The organism is Pseudomonas sp. MNR3A, assembly GCF_009650575.1.
Lineage (GTDB): Bacteria > Pseudomonadota > Gammaproteobacteria > Pseudomonadales > Pseudomonadaceae > Aquipseudomonas > Aquipseudomonas machongensis.
Window position 1 is genome coordinate 1 of record NZ_VZZS01000043.1, and the last position, 10,087, is coordinate 10,087.

The 10,087-nt window shown below is 62.2% G+C and carries 12 protein-coding genes and 1 tRNA gene; 5 read left to right on the top strand and 8 right to left on the bottom strand.

Features of this window, described 5'->3' with window-relative positions; genetic code table 11:
• Positions 1-6 precede the first annotated feature (6 nt).
• A tRNA-Val gene (locus F6X62_RS24805) sits at positions 7-83 on the bottom strand.
• A gap of 203 nt (positions 84-286) precedes the next feature.
• On the opposite strand from F6X62_RS24805, the gene F6X62_RS24810 reads away from it, so the two are divergent.
• Entirely contained in the window at positions 287-1,570 is a 1,284-nt protein-coding gene (locus tag F6X62_RS24810; RefSeq protein ID WP_054892068.1) for an FAD-binding oxidoreductase, read from the top strand.
• A gap of 100 nt (positions 1,571-1,670) precedes the next feature.
• Here the strand turns inward: F6X62_RS24810 and F6X62_RS24815 are convergent, their stop codons facing one another.
• Positions 1,671-2,408, bottom strand: a complete 738-nt coding sequence (locus tag F6X62_RS24815; RefSeq protein WP_153774995.1) for a peptidase C39 family protein — start codon at positions 2,406-2,408, stop codon at positions 1,671-1,673.
• A 159-nt stretch (positions 2,409-2,567) separates the two neighbouring features.
• Here F6X62_RS24815 and F6X62_RS24820 point away from each other — a divergent pair, with 159 nt between their 5' ends.
• Complete coding sequence (locus F6X62_RS24820; RefSeq protein ID WP_054892070.1) at positions 2,568-2,747, top strand: hypothetical protein; 180 nt, start codon at positions 2,568-2,570, stop codon at positions 2,745-2,747.
• A gap of 62 nt (positions 2,748-2,809) precedes the next feature.
• On the opposite strand, the gene F6X62_RS24825 is transcribed toward F6X62_RS24820, so the two are convergent.
• Both F6X62_RS24825 and F6X62_RS24830 read right to left on the bottom strand, forming a co-directional pair.
• Complete coding sequence (locus tag F6X62_RS24825) at positions 2,810-3,562, bottom strand: TerC family protein (protein WP_054892071.1); 753 nt, start codon at positions 3,560-3,562, stop codon at positions 2,810-2,812.
• A gap of 15 nt (positions 3,563-3,577) precedes the next feature.
• Positions 3,578-3,817, bottom strand: coding sequence for a hypothetical protein (locus F6X62_RS24830; RefSeq protein WP_063545324.1), 240 nt, complete (start codon positions 3,815-3,817; stop codon positions 3,578-3,580).
• Between the two features lie 137 nt (positions 3,818-3,954).
• Here F6X62_RS24830 and nhaR point away from each other — a divergent pair, with 137 nt between their 5' ends.
• From nhaR to F6X62_RS24845, 3 genes are all read left to right on the top strand, one after another.
• Positions 3,955-4,848, top strand: a complete 894-nt coding sequence (gene nhaR, locus F6X62_RS24835; RefSeq protein ID WP_153774996.1) for a transcriptional activator NhaR — start codon at positions 3,955-3,957, stop codon at positions 4,846-4,848.
• A gap of 132 nt (positions 4,849-4,980) precedes the next feature.
• Complete coding sequence (sstT, locus tag F6X62_RS24840) at positions 4,981-6,192, top strand: serine/threonine transporter SstT (RefSeq protein WP_153774997.1); 1,212 nt, start codon at positions 4,981-4,983, stop codon at positions 6,190-6,192.
• A 67-nt stretch (positions 6,193-6,259) separates the two neighbouring features.
• Positions 6,260-6,907: a YceH family protein gene (locus F6X62_RS24845; RefSeq protein WP_063545327.1), complete on the top strand. Its 648-nt coding sequence runs from the start codon at positions 6,260-6,262 to the stop codon at positions 6,905-6,907.
• A gap of 1 nt (position 6,908) precedes the next feature.
• Here the strand turns inward: F6X62_RS24845 and F6X62_RS24850 are convergent, their stop codons facing one another.
• From F6X62_RS24850 to F6X62_RS24865, 4 genes are all read right to left on the bottom strand, one after another.
• Positions 6,909-7,100, bottom strand: coding sequence for a hypothetical protein (locus tag F6X62_RS24850; protein WP_054892076.1), 192 nt, complete (start codon positions 7,098-7,100; stop codon positions 6,909-6,911).
• Positions 7,101-7,268: 168 nt separating this feature from the next.
• On the bottom strand, positions 7,269-8,831 hold the full coding sequence (gene ahpF / locus F6X62_RS24855; protein ID WP_054892077.1) for an alkyl hydroperoxide reductase subunit F: 1,563 nt from the start codon (positions 8,829-8,831) through the stop codon (positions 7,269-7,271).
• A gap of 125 nt (positions 8,832-8,956) precedes the next feature.
• Positions 8,957-9,520, bottom strand: a complete 564-nt coding sequence (gene ahpC, locus F6X62_RS24860; protein WP_004375926.1) for an alkyl hydroperoxide reductase subunit C — start codon at positions 9,518-9,520, stop codon at positions 8,957-8,959.
• A gap of 152 nt (positions 9,521-9,672) precedes the next feature.
• The coding region (locus F6X62_RS24865) for a FimD/PapC C-terminal domain-containing protein (RefSeq protein ID WP_153774998.1) at positions 9,673-10,087 on the bottom strand (415 nt) is incomplete at its 5' end.

The window sequence follows — 10,087 nt, forward strand, 5'->3', positions numbered from 1 at the left end:
TCGATTTGGTAGGCACAATTGGACTCGAACCAACGACCCCCACCATGTCAAGGTGGTGCTCTAACCAACTGAGCTATGTGCCTGTCGATGAGGGCGCATTCTACGCGCTAGAAAATCCCTGTCAACAGTTTTTTTCGAGCTAACCTACTGATTCTAAAAATGTTTGCGCCCATGGGTGGCAGTAACTCTCCTGTAAAGGATTTTCACCATACGACTAGCGGGTGTTTATTATTATTGATAGCATCGGTACATTCGTTAAAAATATAAAACACGAGGTTTTCCGAGCATGGCTAACACCCCCTACCCCCAGTCCTACTACGCCGCCTCGGCCAACCCGGTGCCGCCACGTCCGGCGCTGCAGGGCGAGGTGGAGACCGATGTATGCATCATCGGTGCCGGCTACACCGGCCTGTCGAGCGCGCTGTTCCTGCTGGAGAACGGCTTCAAGGTGGCCGTCGTCGAAGCCGCCAAGGTCGGCTTCGGTGCATCGGGCCGCAATGGCGGGCAGATCGTCAACAGCTACAGCCGCGACATTGACGTCATCGAACGCACCGTCGGCCCCAAGCAGGCACAACTGCTGGGCGAGATGGCCTTCGAAGGCGGACGCATCATCCGTGAGCGCGTGGCCAAGTACAACATCCAGTGCGACCTGAAAGACGGCGGCGTATTCGCGGCCCTGACCAGCAAGCAGATGGGCCACCTGGAGTCGCAAAAGCGCCTGTGGGAACGCTTCGGCCACACCCAGCTGGAGCTCATGGACCAGAAGCGCATCCGTGAAGTGGTGGCCTGCGACAGTTATGTAGGCGGCATGCTCGACATGAGCGGGGGCCACATCCATCCGCTGAACCTTGCCTTGGGCGAGGCCGCTGCGGTCGAGTCGCTGGGCGGCGTCATCTATGAGCAGACGCCTGCCGTCCGCATCGAGCGTGGCGCCAACCCTGTGGTACATACCCCACAAGGCAAAGTGCGCGCCAAGTTCATCATCGTCGCGGGCAACGCCTACCTGGGCAACCTGGTGCCGGAACTGGCCGCCAAGTCCATGCCCTGCGGCACCCAGGTGATCACCACCGAGCCACTGGGCGATGAACTGGCCCGCACTCTACTGCCACAGGACTACTGCGTCGAAGACTGCAACTACCTGCTCGACTACTACCGCCTGACCAGCGACAAGCGCCTGATCTTCGGCGGCGGCGTGGTCTACGGTGCACGCGATCCGGCGAACATCGAGGCGATCATTCGTCCGAAGATGCTCAAGGCCTTCCCTCAGCTCAAGGACGTGAAGATCGACTACGCCTGGACCGGCAACTTCCTGCTGACCCTGTCGCGCCTGCCGCAGGTCGGTCGTATCGGCGACAACATCTACTATTCCCAGGGTTGCTCGGGCCATGGCGTGACCTACACCCACCTGGCGGGCAAGGTACTGGCCGAAGCCCTGCGTGGCCAGGCCGAGCGTTTCGACGCCTTCGCCGGCCTGCCGCACTACCCATTCCCGGGTGGTCAGATGCTGCGCGTACCGTTCAGCGCCATTGGTGCGTGGTACTACAGCCTGCGGGATCGCCTGGGGTTCTGATGTAGCACCGTATTGTTCTTTTCGCGGGTAAACCCGCTCCCACAAACGTGCACCTGTGGGAGCGGGTTTACCCGCGAAGTGGAATCAGTACCGCCAGCAACTACTGCCCTAGGCTGCGCAGCGCTTGCTTCGCGGCAATCTCCTGGCCATCGCGCGCCAGCTCGTCGGCGGCCTTCAGCCAGCGCTGGCGATCGACCTGGGCCGGCAGGCGCTGCGGCGGTTGCACCAGCACAGCCCAACTCCCCTCCTTGGCCCAGGCACTCTCGAAGCTGTCAAAATCCAGCAGATGCCGCCGGACCATCCCTGAGCGCAGCAACACCCGCTGCTTGTAACGGTCGTAGCCAATCAACACCGCATAGCGTGGCTCGCCCCAGAGCGCCGAGCCGTCGTGATAACGCAACAGTACTGGATGACCGGCGGCCACCTGGGTGAGCAAGGCATCCAGGCGCTTGTCCAGCGGATAGACCACCATCCCGTACTCGCGGGCGACCCGGGGAATGCCGGTCTCCAGCGACGCCGCGCCCTGCGGCAGGTTCAGTGATTTGTCCAGCAGGCCAGGCGTGATCGGCGCGCCCTGCTGCGAAAGCACGGCGGCCAGGGCCATGGAGCCGCTCAAGTTGGCATTGCCACGATAGAACGGCACGCTGCTGATCTCGACCCGCTGCGGCAGTTTGTCGAGCGCCGCCGGTGGAGAACCGGCGCAACCGGCAAGGCTGGCGGCCACCAGGCAGACCGCCAGCAGGCGGCGCGGGCTCAGGGAGGTGAAGAAATGCTGCGACATGGACACTCGCTTGTTTCGACGCCCGGCAGACAGCGCCCGGCACTGGGCTCCGATCATAGGCGCCTACGCGGCCCGGGTATAGCCCGCTCCGGGCTTGTAACGAAACGACCCAAACAATAGACCTTCGGTCAATGGAACGTCACACGCCTGCGGCTAGACTAAGTAAGTGTCTGGAGGGAACAGCCCACAGCTGTCCCGAGAGAAGGAGGCACGCACATGAGCCTGACAATGGCAATCTTCATGCTGGTCGCGATGTGGTTGAGCGTCGCCACCGCCATGCTCTGGGGGGTACTGCGCATCGCACGACGCCATGCCCGACCGCATCACACCCAAGCGGCCACCACGCCCAAGCCGCAGCCGCTGCATCGCACCCGCCGGCACGCCGGGGCACATTGACCTGATCCGCAAAAGAACAAGGGGCTGCCTGGCAGCCCCTTCTCTTTTACCTCAGCCTGGTGTCAGCCTTGCGCCGCCTCGCGCTTCAGGCGTGCCCGGCGAACCATGATGTTGAGAATCTCGATCACCGTGGAGAAGGCCATCGCTGCGTACACATAGCCTTTCGGTACGTGGGCGCCGAAACCTTCGGCGATCAGCGTCATGCCAATCATGATCAGGAAGCCCAGTGCCAGCATCACCACGGTAGGGTTGTCGTTGATGAACTTGGCCAGCGGGTCGGCGGCCACCAGCATCACGATCACGGCACTGACCACGGCGATGATCATGATCGGCAGGTGCTCGGTCATGCCCACGGCAGTAATGATGCTGTCTACCGAGAAGACGATGTCCAGCAGCAGGATCTGGCCGATGGCCGCAGCAAAGCCGAGGGTCACGGTGGAGCCGGCCTTGGACTCTTCCTTCGCACCATGCGGGTCGACGCTTTCGTGAATCTCCTTGGTTGCCTTCCACAGCAGGAACAGGCCACCGGCGATCAGGATCATGTCCTTCCAGGAGAAGGCGTGGTCGAACACCTCGATCACCGGCTCCGTCAGCTGGACGATCCAGGCCACCGTAGAGAGCAACGCCAGGCGCATGATCAGCGCCATGCTGATACCGATGCGTCGCGCCTTGGAGCGGTAAGCCTCGGGCAGCTTGTTGGTGAGAATGGAGATGAAGATCAGGTTATCGATACCCAGCACGATCTCCATCGCCACCAAGGTAGCCAGGGCGACCCAGGCGGCGGGGCTCGCGGCAAGTTCCAGCAAGTATTCCATTTAGTGTTCCTTCGCTCAGATGTCCTGGGTGTCGTTCTTGTCTTGCTTGCTCTCGGGCTTTTGCCCTTCACCACCAAGAGTGTCGTTCAGCGCTTGCTGGGCCGCCTCGTTGGTCTTGTCGATCGCCTGCTTGGCCGATTCGGCAGCCTGGTTCAGCACCTGCTGCGCCGATTTCTCAGCCTGGTCGCACCCCGCCGTGGCCAAGAGCGCCAGCGCCAGTACCAACGGGGTGCCGATGGATTTCAGTTGTAGCATAGGGTCCTCGCTTATCGATATTTGGCTGGCGCGCGCACCGCGCCTGATGGAGTCGAATTCTAGAGAGGACAACAGTTCAGGAAAATTCGTATTTTTAGCGGTTATACTTCGGTTTTTACGAATCGAGTAGCGTCTCCATGCTCAACTACCGGCAGCTTCACTATTTCTGGGTAGTAGCCCGCACTGGCAGCATCACCCGCGCCAGCGAGCAATTGAATCTCACGCCGCAGACCATCAGCGGCCAGATCAGCCTGTTCGAACAGACCTACAACCTGGAGCTGTTCCAGCGCGTCGGTCGCCAACTGGAGCTGACCGAAACCGGCCGCCAGACCCTCGCCTATGCCGAGCAGATGTTCCAGATCGGTAGCGAACTCGAGACCCTGCTACGGGCCGGCCCCCAGGAGCAGATCCTGTTCCGCGTCGGGGTCGCCGACGTGGTGCCCAAGTCCATCGTCTATCGCTTGCTGGCACCGACCATGGAGCTTGACGAAGTACTGCGCATCAATTGCCGTGAAGACAAGCTGGAGCGCCTGCTCGCGGACCTGGCGATCCAGCGCCTTGACCTGGTGATCTCCGACAGCCCCATGCCTAGCCACCTGGACATCAAGGGCTACAGCCAGAAACTCGGCGAGTGCGGCCTGAGCTTCTTTGCCACTGCAGCACTTGCCACTCGGTTGAAGCGGCCCTTCCCCGGTTGCCTCAACGACGCACCGCTACTGATCCCCGGCCAGGAAACGGTGGTGCGCAGCCGCTTGCTGCGCTGGCTGGCCGAGCAGCAGGTGCAGCCGCGTATCGTCGGGGAATTCGACGACAGCGCCTTGATGCAGGCATTCGGGCAATCGGGCAGCGGCATCTTCGTGGCACCAAGCGTGATCGCCGATGAGGTGTGTCGGCAATACGGCGTGGAGTTGATCGGGCAAACCGAGGCGGTGCATGAGTCGTTCTATGCGATCTCCGTGGAGCGCAAGGTCAAGCATCCGGGGATCGTGGCGATTACCGAAGGAGCGCGCAGGGAACTGTTCAACTGGTGAGGCCATGCTGGCTTTTTCTGGCAGATTGCACCGCGATCGCTGCAGTGCGTCGGAGGAACAATACCGTCAGCCCTGTCCTACAGTGCCTGTGCTAAAGTCCGCGGTTCGTTCAAACCCGAGACCCCGCTGCACATGAGCCCTGTTTTTCGCCTTCTCAACCGCACCAGCCTGGTGACACAGATCATCATTGGCCTGGCTGCCGGCATCGCCCTGGCGCTGATCGCCCCGAGCCTGGCCCGGGATCTTGCATTCCTCGGCAAGGTGTTCGTCTCGGCCCTCAAGGCCGTGGCACCGATCCTGGTGTTCGTGCTGGTCATTGCCTCCATCGCCAACCACCAACAAGGCCAGCAGACCCATATCCGCCCTATTCTCTGGCTCTACCTGCTGGGCACTTTCGGTGCCGCGGTGGTCGCCGTGGTGGCGAGCATGGCCTTCCCTTCGACTCTGGTGTTGAGCGCACATGAAGCGACGCTGAGCGCCCCCGGCGGCATTACCGAAGTGCTGCAGGGCCTGCTACTGAGCGCGGTGGACAATCCGGTGAGCGCACTGGTCAATGCCAACTTCATCGGCATCCTGACCTGGGCGATCGGCCTGGGCATAGTGCTGCGCAAGGCTGGCAAGGCAACGCGCGGTGTGGTCGACGACCTGTCCAACGGCATCACGCAGCTGGTTCGCGTGGTGATTCGCTTCGCCCCGCTGGGCATCTTCGGCCTGGTCAGCTCGACCCTGGCCGAGGCGGGCCTGGATGCCCTGCTCGGCTACCTGCACCTGCTGGGGGTGCTGATCGGCTGCATGCTGTTCGTGGCGTTGGTGATGAACCCGTTGATCGTGTTCTGGAAGATTCGTCGCAACCCTTACCCGCTGACCCTCCTGTGCCTGCGCGAAAGCGGTATCACCGCGTTCTTCACTCGCAGCTCGGCGGCAAACATTCCGGTGAACCTGGCATTGTCGGAGCGCCTGGGCCTGCATGAAGACACCTACTCGGTGTCGATCCCGCTGGGTGCGACCATCAACATGGCCGGGGCAGCGATCACCATTACCGTGCTGACCCTGGCGGCGGTGCATACCCTGGGGATCACCATCGACCTGCCGACCGCGGTGCTGCTCAGCGTGGTGGCTGCGGTCTGTGCCTGCGGCGCCTCGGGCGTGGCCGGCGGGTCGCTCCTGTTGATTCCTCTGGCTTGCAGCCTGTTCGGCATTCCCAGCGAGCTTGCCATGCAGGTGGTTGCCGTCGGCTTCATCATCGGTGTGTTGCAGGACTCGGCGGAAACCGCGCTCAATTCATCGACCGACGTATTGTTCACTGCGGCTGCGTGCGAGGCCATGGAGCGGCGTGCTGCCTGAGCCGCAATTGCTTAAGCCAGACGCAAGGCCTAGGCTAATGGCCTTTTCCTAGTAACGAGACAGGGCCATGTCAGAACACGAAACCGCAGGCGAAGGCCGCCTCAACAGTATCGAGGTCCGTATCCTCGGCGCGCTGATCGAAAAGCAGGCCACCAGCCCGGAAAGCTACCCACTGACACTCAATGCGCTGGTCCTGGCCTGCAACCAGAAGACCAGCCGGGAGCCGGTGATGAACCTCTCCCCCGGCCAGGTCGGCCAGGCCCTGCGTGCACTCGAAGGCCAGGACATGGCCCGCCTGCAGATGGGCAGCCGCGCCGACCGCTGGGAGCAGCGGGTGGACAAGGCGCTGGAACTGGTGCCGGCACAGTTGGTCCTGATGGGCCTGATGTTCCTGCGCGGGCCGCAGACTCTCAACGAATTACTGACCCGCAGCAATCGCCTGCACGAATTCGAAGACGTCGATCAGGTCCAGCATCAGCTGGAACGCCTGGTTTCACGTGGGCTGGCGTTGCACCTGCCACGTCAGGCAGGCCAGCGTGAAGACCGCTACACCCACGCCCTGGGCGATCCGGCCGAGATCGAAGCGATTCTTGCCGCGCGTCAGCAGGAAGGTGGTTCACGCAGTGCGTCAGGTGCGGCTTCGGACGAGCGGATCGAGGCGCTGGAAGCCCGGGTCGCGGCACTGGAAGCCCGGCTGGCTCAGCTTGAGGGCTGAGTCAGGGCTGGTCGGGTTCGGGGAAGTTACGGCAGCTCTTGCGCTCGGCCAACTCTCTGTCGCTGGGGCGCTGGTCGACGAACACGGTGCGGCCGTCGGGATAGATTTCCAGATAGCCCCAGTGCAGGTCCTGCTCCTGCTGGCCGGGCTTGGGTGGCACCAACCACCAGGGTTCTCGACTGATCGGGGTCATGACTGTACCTCCTGGGAGCGTCTGCAGTAATCATAGACACCCTCGGGTGATACTTGGTTTGGTCGGCCATATCACGGAAAAGCCCGCTCCCACCGGTAAAGCGCAGCTCTCGAGAACTGCGCTTTACCGGTGGGAGCGGGCTTGTCCCGCGATCAGACCAGCGCTGACTTACGCCGGCGCCGAAGTCCGGATCAGGTGGTCGAAGGCTGCCAGCGAAGCTTTGGCGCCCTCGCCCACGGCGATGACGATCTGCTTGTACGGCACCGTGGTCACGTCACCGGCCGCGAACACACCAGGGATGCTGGTCTGGCCTTTGGCGTCGACGATGATCTCGCCGCGCGGCGACAACTCGACCGTGCCCTTGAGCCAATCGGTGTTCGGCAGCAGGCCGATCTGCACGAAGATACCTTCGAGCGCCAGTTCGTGGATCTCGTTGCTGGTCCGGTCTTCGTAGCGCAGGCCGGTGACCTTCTCGCCGTTACCCAGCACTTCCTTGGTCAGGGCACTGGTGATCACCTTGACGTTCGGCAGGCTGTGCAGCTTGCGCTGCAGCACCGCATCGGCACGCAGCTGGCTGTCGAACTCGATCAACGTCACCTGAGCGACGATACCGGCCAGGTCGATGGCTGCTTCCACGCCAGAGTTGCCGCCGCCGATCACCGCCACGCGCTTGCCCTTGAACAGCGGGCCGTCGCAGTGCGGGCAGTAGGCCACGCCACGGGAGCGGTACTCCTGCTCCCCGGGGACATTCATTTCGCGCCAGCGGGCGCCGGTGGCGAGGATCACGGTCTTGGCCTTGAGCGACGCACCGCTGGCCAGGCGTACTTCGTGCAGACCGCCATCGGCGGCCGGGATCAGCGCTTCACCGCGCTGCAAATTCATGATGTCGACGTCGTACTGCTTGACGTGCTCTTCCAGCGCAGTGGCAAGCTTCGGCCCTTCGGTCTCCTGCACGGAGATGAAGTTCTCGATCGCCAGGGTGTCGAGCACCTGGCCGCCGAAGCGCTCGGCGGCAACGCCGGTACGAATGCCTTTGCGCGCAGCGTAGATGGCTGCCGCAGCGCCAGCCGGGCCACCGCCGACCACCAGCACGTCGAAAGCGTCCTTGGCGTTGATCTTCTCGGCCTGGCGGCTGCCAGCACTGGTGTCGATCTTTCCGAGAATCTCTTCCAGGCCCATACGGCCCTGGCCGAACACTTCACCGTTCAGGTAGATGCTCGGAACCGCCATGACCTTGCGCGATTCGACTTCATCCTGGAACAGCGCACCATCGATGGCGACGTGCCGAATGTTGGGGTTGAGCACCGCCATCAGGTTGAGGGCCTGGACCACGTCCGGGCAGTTCTGGCAAGACAGCGAGAAGTAAGTCTCGAAGCTGAACTCGCCTTCCAGGGCCTGGATCTGCTCGATCACTTCGGCGCTGGCCTTCGAAGGGTGGCCGCCGACCTGCAGCAACGCCAGTACCAGGGAGGTGAATTCATGGCCCATGGGGATACCGGCGAAACGCAGGCTGATATTGCCCCCGGGACGGTTGAGCGAGAATGACGGGCGACGGGCGTCGCTGCCGTCCTCGCGCAGGGTAATGAGGTTCGACAGGCCGGCGATCTCAACCAGCAGGTCGTGCATTTCACGGGACTTCGCGCCGTCGTCGAGGGAGGCAACGATCTCGATCGGCTGGGTGACCCGCTCCAGGTAGGTTTTCAGTTGCGATTTAAGCGTGGCGTCCAACATACGGGGCGATTCCTTTTTCAAAACTCGGATACAAAAACGCCCAGGCGAGGTCGCCCGGGCGTTTGACGGGGCAGTGAGTACTTCAGCTGTGGCGGCTGCTCACCGCCCTCGACTGGTGCATGGACTCAGATCTTGCCGACCAGGTCCAGCGACGGCGCCAGAGTGGCTTCGCCTTCTTTCCACTTGGCCGGGCAGACTTCGCCTGGGTGAGCGGCAACGTACTGGGCAGCCTTGACCTTGCGCAGCAGCTCGGCTGCGTCACGACCTACACCGCCGTCGTTCAGTTCGACGATCTTGATCTGACCTTCCGGGTTGATCACGAAGGTGCCGCGATCAGCCAGACCGGCTTCTTCGATCAGCACGTCGAAGTTGCGCGAGATGACGTGGGTCGGGTCACCGATCAGCGGGTACTGGATCTTGCCGATGGTGTCCGAAGTGTCGTGCCAGGCTTTGTGGGTGAAGTGGGTGTCGGTGGACACGCCGTAGATCTCGACGCCCAGTTTCTGGAACTCGGCGTAGTTGTCAGCGAGGTCACCCAGTTCGGTCGGGCAGACGAAAGTGAAGTCAGCCGGGTAGAAGAACACGACGGACCATTTGCCTTTCAGGTCGGCTTCGCTTACCTGAACGAACTCGCCTTTGTGGTAGGCAGTGGCGTTGAACGGTTTGACCTGGCTGTTGATGATGGGCATGAGAAACGCTCCTTCGAGGGTTAGTTAACTTGGGGTGGGTAACTTTCGATGGAGTAATCCTATCCAATGACCTCGACAATGGCTCATTGGTAAACCTCATGTTGGTGATTGGTTTTGGCTATAAGCTGCGCGACCGATAGATTTTTTCATTCCTATGCCTCGTCTGCCGGTCCTGAAGTACAGGTCGAGGCTGCGCCCTCTGCGTAATCCAGCCAGCAGCTCGCATCTGCTTGCTCACCCCAGGAGACCCTTACCCGTCCTCGCTCGTCATGCGAGCGAAAATGCAGGCGGCTGCCCTGCCCCACCATCCCCACCTCGTCACCTTGCACATCGAATACCTGGGCACCGAACGGCAAGGCATGCCCGTGCTCGTTGCGAGCCTCCAGCATCAGCAAGCGACCGCTGCGCGTCGGATAGTGCAGCAGTGTCACCGCACCGGCTCGGGGCACCACCGACTGACCGCTGATCTGCAACTCCACATCCTGTGACATGCCCTTGGGATCCAGGTCGACGGTATTCACGCTGTAGGGGCTCAACGAGGGGACCACCGCAAAGCCCTGGGCATTC

What these genes read in the sequence shown, in the direction of transcription:
- F6X62_RS24810 (WP_054892068.1), top strand. Translation starts at nt 287, where the DNA reads ATGGCTAACACCCCCTACCCCCAGTCCTACTACGCCGCCTCGGCCAAC.
- F6X62_RS24815 (WP_153774995.1), bottom strand. Translation starts at nt 2,408, where the DNA reads ATGATCGGAGCCCAGTGCCGGGCGCTGTCTGCCGGGCGTCGAAACAAG.
- F6X62_RS24820 (WP_054892070.1), top strand. Translation starts at nt 2,568, where the DNA reads ATGAGCCTGACAATGGCAATCTTCATGCTGGTCGCGATGTGGTTGAGC.
- F6X62_RS24825 (WP_054892071.1), bottom strand. Translation starts at nt 3,562, where the DNA reads ATGGAATACTTGCTGGAACTTGCCGCGAGCCCCGCCGCCTGGGTCGCC.
- F6X62_RS24830 (WP_063545324.1), bottom strand. Translation starts at nt 3,817, where the DNA reads ATGCTACAACTGAAATCCATCGGCACCCCGTTGGTACTGGCGCTGGCG.
- nhaR (WP_153774996.1), top strand. Translation starts at nt 3,955, where the DNA reads ATGCTCAACTACCGGCAGCTTCACTATTTCTGGGTAGTAGCCCGCACT.
- sstT (WP_153774997.1), top strand. Translation starts at nt 4,981, where the DNA reads ATGAGCCCTGTTTTTCGCCTTCTCAACCGCACCAGCCTGGTGACACAG.
- F6X62_RS24845 (WP_063545327.1), top strand. Translation starts at nt 6,260, where the DNA reads ATGTCAGAACACGAAACCGCAGGCGAAGGCCGCCTCAACAGTATCGAG.
- F6X62_RS24850 (WP_054892076.1), bottom strand. Translation starts at nt 7,100, where the DNA reads ATGACCCCGATCAGTCGAGAACCCTGGTGGTTGGTGCCACCCAAGCCC.
- ahpF (WP_054892077.1), bottom strand. Translation starts at nt 8,831, where the DNA reads ATGTTGGACGCCACGCTTAAATCGCAACTGAAAACCTACCTGGAGCGG.
- ahpC (WP_004375926.1), bottom strand. Translation starts at nt 9,520, where the DNA reads ATGCCCATCATCAACAGCCAGGTCAAACCGTTCAACGCCACTGCCTAC.